Below are 16,846 nucleotides of genomic sequence, written 5' to 3'. Positions count from 1 at the left end.
ATTCGCCTTCAGGTCAGATCTCTTAAATAAGGTTTGAAGAATCGATGAATGACTGAAAACAGGATGATGCTCAGGGTAACCGCGCAAAATACGTGCAGGGAAATGCCGGTTATGGCGACTCCGAGAGCGGTGCCGGCTGCCGGCGGATGCTCCGTATCCGTGACAACCATGGTGAAGATCGAAGTCCCGACGGCGAGAGAATAGACCAGAAGCGAAGGAATCAGCGTGGGGTGGGGAATCAGGGAAAACAGAAATCCGCAGGACAGTCCCACGACATGTCCACCGATCACGTTCCATGCCTGGGCGGTTATATTGTCCGGCATCGTGAAAACAATGAAAGCCGTGGCGCCGATCGAAGCGATGATGATGGCGTGTTGCAGAGTAAGCAAATAAAGGACGATAAACACAGCCAGCGTGGCAAAGAGGCTCTGCAATATGTAGTGCCTCCAATAGATTCTGAACTCTTCGGCCATCTTATTCAAAGATCGTCTCATCTGTATTCTCCACCTTGATCATTCAGGTCGCGCCTCAGGGCGATTTCTTTGAGGTAACCAATGAGTAGGTCTGTAGCACATTCCAGGCTAAAGTTCCTTTATTTTTCTTCAAAAAGTAATCGGATAATCATGCGTTAAAGCCGGGACAGGGATCAGGAAATAAGATATCCACAAGATGTCCGGCGGGCGTTCTTCTCCGGCATGCACAGCCGCGGTCAAAAGTGTTGTGCCTTGACACGCTGATCTTCCTTGCCTATACTTAAAAAATCGTCATAAACAGGGCTTCCGCATGGGGCCCTGTCAATATAACAGACATTTCAAGAATTTGCCGGCTCTCGTAGAGAATATTTCCGGGAGCCTCAGCGTGTCAAAAATCAGGGAGTCAACGTTGAAGTTAAGCCCGGCCGTATTCACCACCTATTTTCAGGGTGAGAGTGCCAAAAGCAATATCCGGTTGCTTATCCGATTCATTTTCTTCCTGGCCATCATGATCACGTTTTTCAGTGTCGCCTTCCATTTTCTCATGGCCTATGAAGGGCGGGAGCACTCCTGGATCACAGGTTTTTACTGGACGCTCACGGTAATGACTACCCTGGGTTTTGGAGACATCACCTTTTCATCGGATCTGGGGCGCGCTTTTTCCATACTGGTGCTTATGTCGGGGGTTTTCCTCATTCTCACCCTGCTTCCCTTTACCTTCATCAAGTTTTTCTATGCACCATGGATCGAGGCGGAAGCCAGAAACCGGGCGCCCAGTGAACTGCCGCGTGAAACGAAAGACCACGTAATCATCACTCACCACGATCCGGTGACGGTGGCCCTGATCGAAAAACTGAAAGATCACAGGCAGGACTATGTCCTTCTGGAGGAGGACTTCCAGCGCGCTCTGCAGCTTTACGACGCGGGGTTTCGCGTAGCTGTGGGGAACATCGACGATCCCGAGACTTATCGAAAGGTGTGGGCCGACCAGGCCGCCCTGATCGTTGCGACCAACCGTGATGAGATCAACACGAATATCGCTTTCACTGTTCGCGAACTGAGCGAGACCGTTCCGATCGTCACGACCGCTGATTCTCCCTATTCCGAGGACATCCTGCAGATGGCCGGAAGCTCGAAGGTGCTGCAACTGTATGACATGCTGGGGCGTTCCCTGGCGACTTGGACGATAGGCGGCGAATGCCGGGCCAATATCATCAGCCGGTTTGATGAGTTGATCATTGCCGAGTTTCCCGCCCTGGGCACTCCTCTGGTCGGGAAAACCCTGGCGGAAAGCGCGCTGAGAGAAAAGTTCGGGGTGACCGTGGTGGGGATCTGGGAACGGGGCAAATTTGATATTCCCCATGCGGGAAGCCTGATCAGTCGCAACAGCGTTCTGGTTCTGGCGGGTTCGGAGGAAAATCTGGCCGCCTATGACGAAATTTACGCCTTTTATCACATCTGTCAGCTTTCCACGAACCCGGTTCTCATCGTCGGGGGCGGCCGGGTGGGATGCACCATTGCGGAGCAGTTCAAGGAGAGGGACATGCCCTACCTCATTATCGAGAAGAATCCCCGAAGGCTTCAGGAGGAAATGAATTATGTCGTAGGGGATGCCGCGGATATCCGGACCCTTCAGAATGCCTGGATCGAGGAAGCTTCCGCAGCGGTGATCACGACCCATGACGATGCCACGAACATTTACCTGACGAAGTACATGCGGAGTCTGAGGCCGGATATGCAGCTTCTCAGCCGGGCGAACCTGGACCGCAACGTGTCCACGCTGCATCGTGCAGGCGCCGATTTCGTGATGTCCTACTCTTCCCTGGGAGCCAATGCCATCTTTAATTTTCTGAAGAACGAGGAAACCCTGATGCTGGCCGAAGGGCTGAATATTTTCCGTATCAAGGCACCGGAAACCCTTGTGGGTAAGAGCCTTGCCCAGTCAGGAATCCGGGAGCGGACAGCCTGTTCCGTCGTTGCCATGAAGATGGAGGGGGTCATGATGATCAATCCCGATCCGAAGATGCCGATTCGCCGAAATGCCGAATTGATCTTGATCGGTGATTATGAAGGAGAACGGAAATTCCTGCAGTGGGACGAGAATGAGTAAAGAGGGGGAGACAATGAGAGAAGATCTGGTCACGCGGACGCAGAGGCTGCTGGCGCCCTCCCTGGTTATCCACTCCGACATCGTCGTCAAAAGGGGCCATGGGGTTTATCTTGAGTCGGTCGACGGCAAACGGTATCTTGACTTTACCTCCGGTCTTGCCGTTGCCAATGTGGGGCACAGTCATCCGAAAATCGTGGAGGCCATCAAAAAACAGGCGGAGGAACTGGTGCATGCCGGGTGCATGTTCTATTACGAGCCCCTTGCCGAATATCCGGAGAGACTCAAGGAGGTGACGCCGCCGGGACTTGACCGGTTTTTTTTCAGCAATTCCGGAGCGGAGGCCATCGAGGGGGCTCTCAAACTCGCTCGGTATTTCACGGGTCGGCAGGGCATTCTGGCCTTTTCCGGGGCCTTCCATGGAAGGACGTACGGAGCGCTGTCCCTGACGGCATCGAACGCGAAATACCGGAACCGGTACGCCCCTTTACTTCCTTCCGTATATCACGCTCCTTACCCGTACTGCTACCGCTGTGACATTGGCCGGGAACCGGAAACGTGCAGCCTGGAATGTTTCGGTCATGTGGAAACCCTGCTGAATCGGCTGATTGCTCCGGAAGAGATCGCCTGCGCCGTCATCGAACCGATGCTCGGAGAAGGGGGATACGTAGTGCCGCCGGCCCGGTATCTGAAAAAACTCAGGAAACTCTGCGACCGGGAGGGAATCCTCCTCATTTTTGACGAGGTTCAGTCGGGAATGGGCCGGACGGGGAGATGGTTCGCGTCGGAACACTTCGGGATTGTTCCCGATATCATGACCCTGGCCAAGGGGATCGCGAACGGCATGCCCCTGAGCGCCGTCGTGTCATCGGGCAGGATCATGGATGGCTGGGCGCCGGGAACGCATGGCACGACATTCGGCGGCAATCCGGTCTCTCTCTGTGCGGCAGCGGCGACCCTCAGGGTCATCGAAGAGGAGAGACTCCTGGAGAATGCAGCCGTCGTGGGCAGTAAAGCCCTGGAACGGCTGGAGTCCATGAAGGATCGGCATCCCGTAATCGGCGACGTGCGGGGACGGGGACTGATGATCGGGGTGGAGTTTGTCCGGGAAGGGAAGGAGCCGGACCGGGCGACTGTGGAGAAAATCATGAAGACCTGCCTTGATCGCGGCCTTCTCCTTGTTGAGTGTGGAGGGGACAAGAACATTCTCCGGCTGATTCCGCCGCTTGTCATCACGAGGGAGGAAATGGACCACGGGCTGGACATTCTTGAGGAGGCGATCGTGAAATCAGCATGAAGAAACAACGATTGATCATCATGGGCGCTGCCGGAAGGGACTTTCACAATTTCAACATGACCTGCCGGGACAATGCTGATTTTGAGGTCGTTGCCTTCACTGCAACCCAGATTCCCAATATCGGCGGAAGGCTTTATCCTCCGGAACTGGCCGGCCCTCTTTATCCCGAGGGCATCCCTATAAGGCCGGAAGAGGAACTGGCGAATCTCATCCAGGAATTTCACGTCGACCAGGTTGTCTTTGCTTACAGCGACGTTTCCCACGAGCATGTCATGCACAAGGCTTCCCTGTGCCTTGCTTTGGGTGCGGATTTTGTCCTCCTCGGGCCGGAAAGGACCATGCTGGATTCGTCCCGGCCGGTGATCTCGGTCTGCTCCGTCCGGACGGGGGCGGGCAAAAGCGGGGTGACGCGCTATATCGCCCGCCTTCTCAAGGAACTGGGCAAAAGGCCGGTTGTCCTGCGGCATCCCATGCCCTATCTGGATCTGCGGGAAGGGAGGCTGCAACGGTTCGGCTCCATGGCGGACGCGCGGGCCTGCCATTGTACGATCGAGGAACTCGAGGAGTTCGAACCGCTGGTCAACGCCGGGATCGTCGTCTATGCGGGTGTCGATTACGGAGAGATCGTCCGGAAGGCCGAAGAAGAGGCCGATATCCTCTTATGGGACGGGGGAAACAACGACCTGCCGTTCCTGCGGCCGAACCTCGAAATCGTGGTTTTTGATCCCCATCGGGCCGGTCACGAACTTTCCTTTTATCCAGGGGAAGCCAACCTGATCCGGGCCGATATTGCCGTCATCAACAAGGTGGATACCGCAACGGCGGAAGCCGTAGAGGCGGTGGAAGAAAATATCCGGCAACTGAATCCGACGGCGAAGATTGTTTTTACAGCTTCCCCGGTTTTCCTGGACAATGCCGAAAGCCTGCGGGGCAGACGTGTGCTGGTCGTCGAGGATGGTCCCACGCTGACCCACGGGGGGATGTCCTATGGAGCGGGTGTCATTGCAGCGAGAAATGCAGGCGCCGCGGAGTTTGCCGATCCCCGGCCTTACGCGAAAGGCTCCCTCCGGGTAACCTTTCAGGAGTATCCTCATCTCGAAACGGTTCTTCCCGCCATGGGTTACTCGGAGAGGCAGATGGAGGAACTGAAGGAAACCATCGAGGCGACACCCTGTGATGTCGTCGTGATCGCCACGCCGGCGGACCTTCAATGGCGGCTGGCCCTGCGGAAACCCGCGGTCCGGGTGACTTATGAAATCGAGGAAACGGAGGAAAAACGGCTGAAGCACGCAATCGAGGAATTTGTCGGGCATGGGAAATAACATCAGCATCATCTCCCTGGGTGGCAATGCCATCCTGAGACGCGGTGAGCGGGGCACCGTCGAGGAACAGTTTCGCAACGCCGATGCCTGCATGGCCGAGGTGGCCGGAATGCTTGCCTCGGGGCGCAAGGTGGTCATTACCCACGGCAACGGGCCGATTGTGGGAAACATAGTCATCCGGGGAGAGTGTGCGGGAAACACCATTCCTCCCATGCCGCTTTATTACTCCGATGCCGATTCCGAGGGCGGAATCGGGTTCATGATACAGCAGACCCTGTACAATCGACTCATGATGATCCGCGAAGTCAAGGAGGTGGTGACGATCATCACTCAGGTCGTCGTCGATGCTGACGATCCGGCCTTTACACACCCGACCAAACCCATCGGTCCCTACTACCGGGAAGAGGAGGCGGAGGTTCTGCGGAAGGAAAGGGGATGGACGCTGGTCGGGCAGGCCGGCGGCTATCGGCGGGTGGTGCCTTCACCGAGGCCGAAACGGGTGATCGAGAAGGACGTCATTCAACGGCTCGCACTTGAAGGCGTCGTGGTGATCGCCGCCGGCGGTGGAGGTGTGCCGGTGGTGGAGACATCCGAGGGAATGCTCCGGGGCATCGACGCCGTCATAGACAAAGACTTGACGACGAGCGTACTGGCTACGGAAATCGGCGCGGAGAACATCGTCATTCTGACGGATGTGGAGCGGGTTTATCTCAAATTCGGCAAAGCAGAACAGAAGGGTATTGGTCATGTAACGCTTCGGGATATCAGGAGATTCCATGAGGAGGGTCACTTTCCGCCGGGAAGTATGGGACCCAAGATCGAGGCGGCGATCCGCTTTCTCGAGGCCGGGGGAAGGCGGGTCGTCATCACCCTTCCCGAGCGGATGGGAGCTGCGCTGGAGGGGAGGGCGGGAACGACGATTATCCCCGGTCAGGGACATCTCACGGCATGACGCCGGCCGGCAGGTCATGTTCAACTGAGTGAAGATTTCGGGATAACGGTTGAATGGGAAGGTTTTTGCCTTAAAAATTTGTTTTTGCGATGTCTTTTTGTGTGGGGAAGCATAGGTCCGACCGGACTTCTCTGTAACCAGGAACTGTTCAATCGATGCGGAAAACTTTTGGAGGTGCCGGATGATCAGATCATTGAGTGACATTTCACGACTTGCACTGGAAAAAGGGCCGAAAAAGCTTGCCGTTCTCGCTCCTGAAGATGAAGAGTTCATGCTTGCCGTAAAAAGGAGCTGGGAAAAAGGATGCATCGAACCTGTCCTGATCGGGGACAGGGACAAGATGGCGCGGGTGGCGGAAACGGTTGGCTTCGATATTTCCAGGTTTGAGCAGATTGTCGAACACGACCGGCAGACCGTTTCCGATCTGGGGATCGGCATGCTCTTTTCCGGGGACGTTTCCGTTGTCAGTAAAGGCCAGATTACCACTTCCTATGTCTACCGTTCGATCATTCGGGCGGAGGCGAAAGCCGCGTCGGGCATGACAGTCACCGTCGTTTCCATCTGGGAGGTTCCGGGGGTCGATCATCTTGTCGGCTTCACGGATTCCGGAGTCAATATCCGGCCGGATTTCAAGACCAAGGTGGAGATTTTGCGGAACGCCGTTTTTCTCTGCCATCTGCTGGGGTATGAAACGCCCGGAATCGCTGTCCTTTCCGGACGAAGGACTTTCGGAGAGGATTTGCCCTCCTATGCCGACTATGAATTGCTGCGAAGGATGGCCGGATCGGGATGCCTTGGGGATTGCGAGATCCTGGAGGCGACCTCCATCGCCGAAATCTTTCTGGGCGCGGGAGGCCGTCTGAAGGAATCCTTCGACGGGATCGATCTCTCGAAAACGCCTCACATATTTCTTGCTCCCTGCCTCGATACGGCAAATATCCTGGCCAAGCTCGATCTTGCCATGGATATAAAGCGCTGTTCCATATCCGTGACCTCGCGGGGGGCCGTCTGCATTCCGGCCCGATCGGACCTGAGCAGCGCGATCGAAGATCAGATTGAAATGGGCGTCGTTGTGGCCGACCGAATTCAAGAGGGGGTGAGATGAGATGATCGGGACATTTCAGAAAATGATTGCATCCGCAAGGGGCGGCGTCCGCGCCCGCCTGGCCGTTCCGTTGCCGATAAAGCAGGACCTGGATCTTCTCTGCCGGGTGACCGAAGAAGGGTTTATCCTTCCCGTGCTGATTGGTGATGGCGGGGCAATGGAAAGCCTGGTAAAAAAAAGTCCACTCTCCTCCCTGGAACACGAGATCGTGAATGTGGAAGATCCCGGCGAGGCGCTGAGCACGGCGATAACGCTTGTCCGGGAAGGCCGAGCGGACATCCTCATGCAGGGCGGCATTGGTCAGAAGCCCTTCATGGAGGAAGTCCTCGACGCGAAAAACGGATTATTGAAAAGCAAGGTTGCCAGTTATGCATCCATCGTTCAGTTTCAGCGCCGGGAGAAACTGGTTCTTGTGACCGATACCTTCATCAACAATTTTCCGGGAATCGCCGAAAAGCAGATCATCCTGGAAAACGCCCTGGGTCTTGCCGGCATTCTGGGAATGGAAGAACCGAAGGTCGCGGTTATCTCCGCTATCGAGCAGGTGAACCCCAGCATCCCCTCGACGCTCGATGCCGCCGCCCTGGCTAAAATGGCAGAAAGGGGACAGTTTGGGAAGGCTGTGGTTGACGGCCCCCTGGATATGGATTGCGCCCTGAGCCGGGTCGCGGCGGCGAGAAAAAACGTGCGCAGCGTCGTGACCGGTAACGCGGACATTTATCTCGTTCCAGAGATAGAAACCGGTCTTCCCCTCGTCCAGGCCCTCTGTTTTTTTGGCGGGATGAAAACGGCGGGCATGATGCTGGGCGCGAAAGTGCCGGTCATTCCGGATATTCCTTTCATTTCCGATGAGGAAAGGGCGGCGGAGCTCGCCCTTGCTGTTCTGATGACCCGCAAAGGAGGAAACCATGAATAAGGCCTGTTCCCTGCTTGTGATCAACGTCGGGTCGACATCGACAAAAGCGGCCTGGTTTCAGGGAAGAGAACCGGCGGCCCTGGAAACGATCCGGTATCAAAGCGAAGATCTGGCCCCCTATGCCTCTCTGCGCGAGCAGTTGCCTCTTCGGGAAAAGGGGCTCCTCGATTTTCTGAAAAAGAATTCACTCGATCCGGAAGCGGTCGATCTGTTCATAAGCCGCGGCGGTCTGGGCAATCCGGCGCCGGCAGGCGTTTACCGGATTGACGAGGTCATGTGCGAGGACCTGCTGGAAGGAAGATACGGGAAACATCCTTCGGCTCTTGGGCCGGCGATGGCTCTGAACCTCTCGAAACGATACGGAAAACCGGCCATTGTCGTCGATCCGCCGAGTACCGATGAATTTCATCCTCTGGCCAGAATTTCGGGCCTTCCGGAAATAGAGCGCAAGAGCGTTTTTCACGCCCTGAACCAGAAGGCCGCCGCACGGCGCCTCGCTTCGGACCTCGATAAAAGATATGAAGCGCTGAACCTCATTGTTGCCCACCTGGGCGGCGGCATCACCATCGGCGCCCATCGCAACGGCAAAGTGATCGATTGCACCCATGGCCTGGGAGAGGGTCCCCTGACGCCGGAGCGAGCCGGCGCCCTGCCGACGATGGATCTGATCGACCTGGTTTTTTCTGGAAATAAGGACAGGAAAACGATTTCGGATGCACTTGTGGGAAAAGGGGGGCTCTGCGCCTATCTGGGAACGACCGACGCAACCGAAGTCCTGGGCAAGATCCTGGCGGGAGATGAAAGGGCGAAGTTGATTTTTGAAGCCATGGCTTATCAGATCGCCAAGGAGATCGGCGCCATGGCCACCGTTCTGGAAGGGCGAATCGATGGAATCGTCCTGACGGGCGGGCTGGCCAATGTGGAGATGCTGACGGACTGGATCCGGGGGCGGGTTCAATTCATCGCCCCCGTCTTCGTCTATCCCGGCGAGGACGAAATGGCAGCCCTTGCCGAAGGCGGCCTGAGGGTGCTGCTGAAGGAAGAAGACGTGAAGCCATACCGGCACACAGGCTGACCGTAAGAGTCACCGCCGGAACCCAGGGGCAGGGACGGGTGCAGGGACATCGGATGATCAGCCTTACAATTAAATGTAATGGAGGGGAGTGTGCAACTCGACGATAACGCTCTGCTGGTTTTGAGGGAGAGGTACCTCATCAGGGATGAGGCGGGAACTCTTCTGGAGACGCCGGAGGAGCTCTTCCGCCGTGTCGCCTGTTCCGTTTCCCAGGGGGAGAATAACGACCCGGAGGGACGGTCGGCGGAGATGGAAGAAGCCTTCTATGAAATGATGACCAGCCTGGAGTTTCTTCCCAACTCACCAACTCTCATGAATGCGGGTCGTCCCCTGGGGCAGCTCGCCGCCTGTTTTGTTCTCCCGGTCGAGGATTCCCTCGATTCCATTTTCGATTCAGTGAAGCTCACCGCGAAGATTCATCAGACCGGGGGAGGAACGGGATTTTCCTTCTCCCGCCTCCGTCCGAAAAATGATGTCGTCAAGTCGACGATGGGCGTCGCCAGCGGTCCGGTTTCCTTTATCCGCGTTTTCAACTGCGCGACCGAGGCGATCAAGCAGGGCGGCACCCGCCGCGGCGCCAATATGGGCATACTCCGGATCGACCATCCGGATATCATGGAATTCGTTGCGATCAAGAGGGATCCCGCAGAGTTGACCAACTTCAATCTATCCGTTGCGATTACCGACGAGTTCATGCGTTCCTATGAGGAAAACCGCGATGTTGCACTCATCAATCCAAGAACGAAAAAAGCGGCAGGGAAGGTCAACGCAAGGGAACTGCTGAGGTTTATCGCGGAAGCGGCCTGGGCTTCAGGGGAACCGGGAGTGATCTTTCTCGATGCCATCAACCGGGCAAACCCGACACCCCATGTGGGGGAGATCGAGGCGACGAATCCCTGCGGCGAACAGCCTCTGCTTCCCTACGAATCCTGCTGCCTCGGCTCTATCAACCTTTCTCGAATTGTTCGGAATGGGGGCATCGACTGGCAACGACTTCAAAAGCTGACTCACCTGGGCGTCCGTTTTCTGGATGATGTGGTTGAGGTCAGTACGTACCCTTCAGAAGAGATTCGAGCGATGACCAGTGGGAACCGTAAGATCGGCCTCGGAGTCATGGGATTTGCGCACCTGCTCATCCGGCTCGGGATTCCTTACGATTCTCCCGACGCGGAGCGGACCGGCGGGGAGATCATCCGGCTTATCGAGAGGGAATCGAAGATCGCTTCGAACCGGCTGGCGGAAAAGCGCGGCCCTTTCCCCAACTTCAAGGGCAGTGTGTGGGACAGAAAGAACCTGCTCCAGCGAAATGCAACCACGACGACCATTGCCCCCACCGGCACCTTGAGCATTCTGGCCGGAACATCCAGCGGCGTAGAGCCGATTTACGACATCCGGTACAAGAGGATTCTGCCTGGCGGGATCGAGGTGGAAGTGGAAGATCCCTTGTGGCGGAAGGCGAAGGACAGGCCGGATGCGGATGAACTGCGGCGGCGACTTTTCCGGAAGGCCTACGAGGTCTCGCCGTTTGCCCATCTCAATATCCAGAGGACTTTCCAGAGCTCCGTCGACAATGCCGTCTCCAAAACCGTCAATCTCCCGGAGACGGCCACGGCCGACGACATCCTCGACATCTATGTGGCGGCCTATCGAATGGGACTCAAAGGCACAACCGTTTTTCGAAACAAAAGCCGCGGCTACCAGATTCTTTCCTGCGGAACGCATCAGATCTGCTGAGGGGGGATTAACGCCTTTTGCTTATGTCAGCCTTCTAATCGGGAAACGATAATCTTGTCGACCCGCCTGCCGTCCATGTCGACGACTTCGCATCTCAGTCCGCGCCAGATGAAATGCTGTCCCTCAGCAGGAACGGTGCCGAGCATCGTCATGACAAAACCGCCCACGGTATTCATTCCGGTCAACTCGTCTTCATCCGGTTCGCCGATTTCCATGTAATCCATGAACTCATCCAGGGGCAGACTTCCCGATATGAGCCACGAACCGTCTTCCCTTTCCACGATTTCCTTTTCACCATTGCCTCCCTCTTCGATGTCTTCGAAGACGGAATGCAGAATATCGTCGAATGTGACGAGTCCAAGAATCGCACCGTACTCATCCACGACAAAAGCGATGTGCATTCCTGATTTTTTGAATAATTCAAGTACCTTGACTGCAGGTGTCGTTTCGGAAACGTAAAGGGGTTTACGGCAGACGCTTTTCAGATTAAAAGGCTTCCCCTCCATGATCAGGGCAAGAAGTTCCTTCGCACGAATCACTCCCACAACATTGTCAAGCGTATCGTGGACGAGAGGGTAGAAAGAATATTTATGCTCCGCGATCTTCCGTTGTGCCACCTCCTGGCTTTCATCCAGGTCAAGCCAGACAATCTCAGATTTTGGGGTCATCAGGTAAGCCACTCTGCGGTCGGCCAGACGAAACACACGCTCGATCGTATCCTGCTCGAACTCCTGAAAGGTTCCCGCCTGCGTACCCTTGTCAATCAACAACCTTATCTCCTCTTCCGTGACAACCGGTTCGGTGGAAGGCTGGACGTGAAAGATACGCAGCGTCAGATTGGTTGAAGCGCTCAGCAAGAGAACCAGGGGATGTGCCAGCCGGGAAAGGCGTTTGATCGGAACGGCAACCAGGCGGGCAAGCTTTTCCGGGTTGCTGAGTGCAAGCCGCTTCGGAACCAGTTCGCCGATAACGATTGATAAATAGGTGATGCAGACGACGACGACTGCGATGCTGATTGTTGGAGCGTACGGGGCAAGCATGGGGAAGACAGCAAAATATTCGGTGAGCGGCCCCGCAAGGGTTGCGCCGCCGAATGCGCCGGCCAGAATGCCGACAAACGTAATGCCGATTTGTATCGTGGATAAAAAACTGTCCGGCGTATCAGCGAGTTCCAGCGCGGTGAGTGCCTTGGAGTCACCTTCCTTTGCCAGTCTTTCCAACCGGACCCTGCTGGCGGAAACAAGAGCAAGTTCCGATAAAGCAAGTAAACCATTAAGAATGATCAGGAAAACGATGATCGAAATTTCAAACAAGATTGTGTTCATGAAGGGTTACCAGAAGGTAATGTTTTGCTTCCTTTCCGAATTTGAAAATGTTGTCCAAAGCTCATGATGTTTTTTAATCGTTCAGGGTCGTTTCAAATACATTATTTATACCTTCGAGATAACCGATGTGCAAATAATTTATTTAAATCATTGTTGTGGCCATGATTTACCCGGGGTAGAGAACTTCGATAACACGGGGTAATCCGGCATTCAAGAAATCCTGCCGTTGATCCTCTGGAATAAGTTAATTTTCAGTAATCGATAGTCAAGTCAGTCTGTCAACTGAATTCAAACACTTTCAAGACTTCATTCCATTTCACTGAGACGATTATGAAATGATAAAGCAAATCAATGTCTCGTAAGTGTATGATTATTATTAACTATCTTTTTTAACAGAATAAATGGGGTTCAGGAACGGGGAAAAATATTGACGATTGTACATTTGTCATGTATTTTTTAGAAAAGTTATTAAATAATAATTGTTATAATTTGATACGCATGAAGAAATATAAAGAATTCGGTTTTAAGCTGACGCCGCAGCGTCTGGCCATTCTGGAATACCTGAAGGATAACAGGGATCATCCTTCGGCAGCGGATATTTACGCTGCCGTATTGGAGAAGTTTCCCACCATGTCCTTCGCCACCGTATACAATACTCTGAAGGCCCTGAAGAAAAAGGACAATGTCATCGAACTGGCCATCGATTCGGGAAGGAAGCGGTATGACCCGGATACCGTCCGTCATCACCATCTCATTTGCACAGTGTGTCGAAAGATCGTGGATATTTATCTGGAGTTTGATCTGAAACTCCCGGGAGCCGACCGGCATGGATTCGAGATTACTGAAAATCATGTTGATTTCTATGGTGTCTGTCCCGAATGCAGAAAGGGCGGGGATGTTCGGCAACAAAAGACTCAACTCAAAAGGAAGGAACCGCCCGCGGCATGTGAAAAGAATCCCTGATGCAGGATAAAGTTCCCCATTCGGGAAAGAAGCGCCGGGATCACAATGCCGGCGGCATGGTGTCCGGCGCAAAAATATCAATTCAATTTCAGGAGGAGGTACAATTTATGGCATTATTGAAAGGAACGAAGACAGAACAGAATCTGCTTAAATCCTTTGCCGGGGAATCGCAGGCAAGAAACCGTTATACCTACTTTGCTTCCCAGGCCAAGAAGGAGGGGCTCGAACAGATCTCCTGGATTTTCACCGATACGGCCGACAACGAAAAAGAACACGCAAAGCGGTTCTTTAAATATCTGGAAGGTGGGATGGTGGAAATCACGGCATCCTATCCTGCCGGGGTGATCGGAAACACCGCTGAAAATCTTGCCGAGGCCGCGGCAGGTGAATACGAGGAATGGTCGAATCTTTATCCTGAATTTGCGGATATAGCCGATGAAGAGGGGTTTTACGAGATCGCGGATTTATGGAGACAGATCGCGAGGGCGGAGACCAGTCACGAAAACCGATACCGGAAGCTGCTGGCTAATTTGCAGGAGGGTAAGGTTTTCAAGAAAGACACCCCGGTGAAATGGCGATGCCGGAATTGCGGTTACGTTCTCGAAAATGAGGAAGCGCCCGAAAAATGTCCTTCCTGTGATCATGAACAGGCGTATTTCGAAGTGCTGGCTGAAAACTATTAAACTATTAAGAACCCTGATTCATTCAGTATATTTTTTGTTGAATGTGTCGATAATCTCTAAAAACTCCTGAGGCAGCCTTTTCCTCACTTCCTTAACAATTTCCGCGGGAATCTCCTTATAAAAGGCCTGGGCGATCCCGCCGGCGATGCAGGCAAGAGTATCGCTGTCGCCGCCCAGGGAGACCGCTTTTCTAATCGCGTCCTCATAATCTTCGGAATCGAGAAAGGCAAGAATGCCTTCGGGAACGGATCCCTGACAGGAAACATCAAACCGGTAATCGGGTCGAATGTCATCAATCGTCCGGTTGAGGTTGTATTCGAATCGGTCATGAATTTCTTTGCGGATGTCTTTTTTCCCTGCCCCTGTTCGAGCGAGAAAGACAGCAAGGGCGACTGCCTGCGCGCCTTTGATGCCTTCCGGATGATTATGGGAAACTTCGGCGCTCTTCCGAGCTTCCGACAACACGGTCTCCCTCGTGGAAAAGGCATAGCCGATCGGACTGACGCGCATGGCCGAGCCGTTTCCCCAGCTGTGGTACGGTCTGCTTTCAGGGGCAAATATCCATTCGAAGAAGGCCGGGCCGTAACCCGCGTTCGGATATCTGCGCCCGAATGATTTCATCGATCCGGCATAGTTCTTCTCGTGAAGGATGGCATGAGCAATCGCCAGCGTCATGACCGTATCGTCGGTATAGCGGGAGTGCTTCTGGAATAACTGGAAATTCATTGTTTTTATGCGGGTAAGCTCATAAACGGAGCCGATGACATCCCCGGCAATTGCACCAAACATATGAGACCATCCTTATGCTTCTGTGAAAGACGGTTTGACTGCTCTTTTGTGTACTATCAATTAAGAACAAGCAGATCACAAGGCTCATTCTTCCCGCCGATGCTTCAAGATTTCTGTTTCCTGGTAGCTGTGAACAGGAACTTTCATAGTCAGTCAAAAGCCTTGCTGTCCAGCAAAATTTGAACATGATGGCTTCAAATAATGATCGGCGGGCTGCAATTCATCCTTCTGTCACAGTTTAATCCTGTTATAGCGTCCGTAATCAATCCGTATTGCATTACTTTTCAGTTGTGGCATCATGGCTCCATATAAGCGGTGCAGGCGGCATGTTAGCCTCCGACATAAAATAATGAAGATAACGCACGGAACATTCATTTTGGGATAAGGAGCGGTTATATGATTTCTAAAGGAATTCGATGCACATGCTGTGGATATGAAGGGCTGAGCAAATCGATGGGGCCGGAATCAGCTGAATTCCAGCCGGACGTACCCAGAGAGCAGAGACTTGATCCCTATTCCGAAAAACTCCATTTCCGTTGTCCACAGTGCGGTTTTCTCGTTGCCGTTAAACTCACCTCCTTCCTGGCGGCTGATACCATGAATGAATTTCCTGTCTTTCCGGAAACTCTGGATACCAGATTGATGAAGACCAGAAATCTCATGTCGGTATGGGGGGATGATTTTATCGATCCCGTCTGATCAACTCATTATTTCCCACGGCAAAACATCTGCTTGAATTATTGATCGAAAAACCGGCAGCAGCGAAATTAAAAAAATGAGCGGGAGATTTCAGGAGGTCGCTTCTCAATGCTGACGGAAAAACACTATGTTTTCACGCGCTGCTTTTGCAGATTTGTTTAGGGGGGGGGTACGGGATTTCAATTTCAATAAAGGGTCTTCTTTATCAGAAGCTCTTATTTTCGTCCCGTTGAGTGACATATTTCACATTGCCCCTATTGACAAATGTTCAGCGTTAAGTGTAATTCAGCATCATTACTCCGGCGATGAAACGTTCTTCTCCTTATTCCCGTACTCTTCTGGTTCAATTAGTAATCAAGTTTATTTATTATAAGTGGCATAAGTGGATTCCATCCTGAGCAAAACCGACAATAACGATCCATTTTATTGCCGGGGTAATTTTCCAATTAATCATACCAATTCTTTTTTCTGCATTAGAGTCAGGTCTTTTCCGCCGCCTTATCTTCCGTTTGGACCAAGTCTTTAAAGTTTTAGTTAAACTGATTTTTTAGTCCCGTTTTTGAATAATCTTCGAGTTGCTTTGTAATTCGATTCGGAGATTTGACGTGTTGCCTGCGTTTGTACCGACCAGGGCGTCGACCAAAGGTTGCGGTAAATCAACAAATTGAAAACAAAGGTGAATCAGCCATGGAAATTGAGAAGGGATCAAACTGAAATGCCGATTCACAGAGAGAAAAAGATATGAATTGTTGCTGGTTTAGAAAATTGAGAGGGAAGATACAAAGATGAAAAGAGAAAACGAAAAAGAAGATTTAAACTCTGGCAGTGACGCTCCCGGTGGCAATCCCCCCGGTGAAGAGATGGCGGCCATACTCAAAAGTTGCCGAACCATCGCTGTTGTTGGGCTTTCAGATCGTCCCGACCGGGCCAGTTATCGTGTGGCCGCCTATCTCAAAGGGAAAGGATACCGGATTATTCCGGTCAATCCGACCAGGAAGGAGATTATGGGAGAGAAATGCTACCCCAACCTTGCTTCGATTACCGAACCGGTTGATATCGTGGACATCTTTCGTGATGTGGATGCCATCCCGGAAGTCGTTGAAGAAGCGATTGGGATCAAGGCGGGGGCCATATGGATGCAATTGGGGCTGGTACACAACGAAGCGGCAAAAAAGGCCCGTTCAGCAGGGATCTGTGTTGTTCAGTCGAGATGCTTAATGGTGGAGCACAAGAACTTGGTCGGATAGGTTTCCCATCCCGGAACTGAATGGCATGACCCGGATTCAGGTTGCGTTCTGAGATCCTTGCCATTCTATATATTGAATGAGAGGTTCAGTCTGATCCTGTAATTGGGCGCTGTTTTTTGAGACAAGAGAACATCCGATAATTGGGAGGTATGCGCAGAA

At 53.2% G+C, this 16,846-nt stretch carries 15 protein-coding genes; 12 read left to right on the top strand and 3 right to left on the bottom strand.

What is annotated here, in order from left to right; all coding sequences use genetic code 11:
* Positions 1–8: 8 nt before the first annotated feature.
* Positions 9–494: an HPP family protein gene (locus tag SYN_RS11605; RefSeq protein ID WP_011418347.1), complete on the bottom strand. Its 486-nt coding sequence runs from the start codon at positions 492–494 to the stop codon at positions 9–11.
* 364 nt (positions 495–858) lie between these two features.
* Here SYN_RS11605 and SYN_RS11600 point away from each other — a divergent pair, with 364 nt between their 5' ends.
* The 8 genes from SYN_RS11600 to SYN_RS11565 all read left to right on the top strand — a co-directional run bounded on the left by SYN_RS11600 (position 859) and on the right by SYN_RS11565 (position 10,981).
* Positions 859–2,583, top strand: a complete 1,725-nt coding sequence (locus tag SYN_RS11600; RefSeq protein ID WP_202943561.1) for a potassium channel family protein — start codon at positions 859–861, stop codon at positions 2,581–2,583.
* Between the two features lie 13 nt (positions 2,584–2,596).
* Positions 2,597–3,877 (top strand): aspartate aminotransferase family protein, encoded by a 1,281-nt coding sequence (locus SYN_RS11595; protein ID WP_148202569.1) that lies wholly within the window; start codon positions 2,597–2,599, stop codon positions 3,875–3,877.
* Positions 3,874–5,199: a cyclic 2,3-diphosphoglycerate synthase gene (locus SYN_RS11590; RefSeq protein WP_011418344.1), complete on the top strand. Its 1,326-nt coding sequence runs from the start codon at positions 3,874–3,876 to the stop codon at positions 5,197–5,199. Before SYN_RS11595 ends, SYN_RS11590 begins: the two co-directional genes overlap by 4 nt.
* Positions 5,189–6,151: a carbamate kinase gene (locus SYN_RS11585; protein WP_041585056.1), complete on the top strand. Its 963-nt coding sequence runs from the start codon at positions 5,189–5,191 to the stop codon at positions 6,149–6,151. Before SYN_RS11590 ends, SYN_RS11585 begins: the two co-directional genes overlap by 11 nt.
* A gap of 181 nt (positions 6,152–6,332) precedes the next feature.
* Positions 6,333–7,256: a phosphate acyltransferase gene (locus tag SYN_RS11580; protein ID WP_011418342.1), complete on the top strand. Its 924-nt coding sequence runs from the start codon at positions 6,333–6,335 to the stop codon at positions 7,254–7,256.
* Position 7,257: 1 nt separating this feature from the next.
* Positions 7,258–8,172 carry a phosphate acyltransferase gene (locus tag SYN_RS11575; protein ID WP_011418341.1) on the top strand — a complete coding sequence of 305 codons (915 nt, stop codon included), beginning with the start codon at positions 7,258–7,260 and terminating at the stop codon, positions 8,170–8,172.
* Complete coding sequence (gene buk / locus SYN_RS11570; RefSeq protein WP_011418340.1) at positions 8,165–9,247, top strand: butyrate kinase; 1,083 nt, start codon at positions 8,165–8,167, stop codon at positions 9,245–9,247. Before SYN_RS11575 ends, buk begins: the two co-directional genes overlap by 8 nt.
* A gap of 90 nt (positions 9,248–9,337) precedes the next feature.
* Positions 9,338–10,981, top strand: a complete 1,644-nt coding sequence (locus SYN_RS11565) for an adenosylcobalamin-dependent ribonucleoside-diphosphate reductase (protein ID WP_158302975.1) — start codon at positions 9,338–9,340, stop codon at positions 10,979–10,981.
* Between the two features lie 26 nt (positions 10,982–11,007).
* On the opposite strand, the gene SYN_RS11560 is transcribed toward SYN_RS11565, so the two are convergent.
* Entirely contained in the window at positions 11,008–12,306 is a 1,299-nt protein-coding gene (locus SYN_RS11560) for a hemolysin family protein (RefSeq protein ID WP_011418338.1), read from the bottom strand.
* Between the two features lie 498 nt (positions 12,307–12,804).
* Here SYN_RS11560 and SYN_RS11555 point away from each other — a divergent pair, with 498 nt between their 5' ends.
* Positions 12,805–13,269 carry a Fur family transcriptional regulator gene (locus SYN_RS11555; protein WP_202943560.1) on the top strand — a complete coding sequence of 155 codons (465 nt, stop codon included), beginning with the start codon at positions 12,805–12,807 and terminating at the stop codon, positions 13,267–13,269.
* A gap of 107 nt (positions 13,270–13,376) precedes the next feature.
* On the top strand, positions 13,377–13,952 hold the full coding sequence (gene rbr / locus SYN_RS11550; RefSeq protein WP_041585684.1) for a rubrerythrin: 576 nt from the start codon (positions 13,377–13,379) through the stop codon (positions 13,950–13,952).
* 18 nt (positions 13,953–13,970) lie between these two features.
* On the opposite strand, the gene SYN_RS11545 is transcribed toward rbr, so the two are convergent.
* Positions 13,971–14,741 (bottom strand): ADP-ribosylglycohydrolase family protein, encoded by a 771-nt coding sequence (locus SYN_RS11545; protein WP_011418335.1) that lies wholly within the window; start codon positions 14,739–14,741, stop codon positions 13,971–13,973.
* Positions 14,742–15,137: 396 nt separating this feature from the next.
* On the opposite strand from SYN_RS11545, the gene SYN_RS11540 reads away from it, so the two are divergent.
* Together SYN_RS11540 and SYN_RS11535 are read left to right on the top strand one after the other, a co-directional pair.
* Positions 15,138–15,440, top strand: a complete 303-nt coding sequence (locus SYN_RS11540) for a hypothetical protein (protein ID WP_011418334.1) — start codon at positions 15,138–15,140, stop codon at positions 15,438–15,440.
* A gap of 785 nt (positions 15,441–16,225) precedes the next feature.
* Positions 16,226–16,687 carry a CoA-binding protein gene (locus SYN_RS11535; RefSeq protein WP_011418333.1) on the top strand — a complete coding sequence of 154 codons (462 nt, stop codon included), beginning with the start codon at positions 16,226–16,228 and terminating at the stop codon, positions 16,685–16,687.
* The last annotated feature ends 159 nt before the right edge of the window (positions 16,688–16,846 follow it).

Source organism: Syntrophus aciditrophicus SB, from assembly GCF_000013405.1.
In the GTDB taxonomy this organism is placed as follows: Bacteria; Desulfobacterota; Syntrophia; order Syntrophales; family Syntrophaceae; genus Syntrophus; species Syntrophus aciditrophicus.
This window is presented reverse-complemented; position numbering and strand designations above follow the sequence as displayed.

Coding starts and splice junctions, on each gene's coding strand:
- SYN_RS11605 (WP_011418347.1), bottom strand. CDS start 494: ATGAGACGATCTTTGAATAAGATGGCCGAAGAGTTCAGAATCTATTGG.
- SYN_RS11595 (WP_148202569.1), top strand. CDS start 2,597: ATGAGAGAAGATCTGGTCACGCGGACGCAGAGGCTGCTGGCGCCCTCC.
- SYN_RS11590 (WP_011418344.1), top strand. CDS start 3,874: ATGAAGAAACAACGATTGATCATCATGGGCGCTGCCGGAAGGGACTTT.
- SYN_RS11585 (WP_041585056.1), top strand. CDS start 5,189: ATGGGAAATAACATCAGCATCATCTCCCTGGGTGGCAATGCCATCCTG.
- SYN_RS11580 (WP_011418342.1), top strand. CDS start 6,333: ATGATCAGATCATTGAGTGACATTTCACGACTTGCACTGGAAAAAGGG.
- SYN_RS11575 (WP_011418341.1), top strand. CDS start 7,258: ATGATCGGGACATTTCAGAAAATGATTGCATCCGCAAGGGGCGGCGTC.
- buk (WP_011418340.1), top strand. CDS start 8,165: ATGAATAAGGCCTGTTCCCTGCTTGTGATCAACGTCGGGTCGACATCG.
- SYN_RS11560 (WP_011418338.1), bottom strand. CDS start 12,306: ATGAACACAATCTTGTTTGAAATTTCGATCATCGTTTTCCTGATCATT.
- SYN_RS11555 (WP_202943560.1), top strand. CDS start 12,805: ATGAAGAAATATAAAGAATTCGGTTTTAAGCTGACGCCGCAGCGTCTG.
- rbr (WP_041585684.1), top strand. CDS start 13,377: ATGGCATTATTGAAAGGAACGAAGACAGAACAGAATCTGCTTAAATCC.
- SYN_RS11545 (WP_011418335.1), bottom strand. CDS start 14,741: ATGTTTGGTGCAATTGCCGGGGATGTCATCGGCTCCGTTTATGAGCTT.
- SYN_RS11540 (WP_011418334.1), top strand. CDS start 15,138: ATGATTTCTAAAGGAATTCGATGCACATGCTGTGGATATGAAGGGCTG.
- SYN_RS11535 (WP_011418333.1), top strand. CDS start 16,226: ATGAAAAGAGAAAACGAAAAAGAAGATTTAAACTCTGGCAGTGACGCT.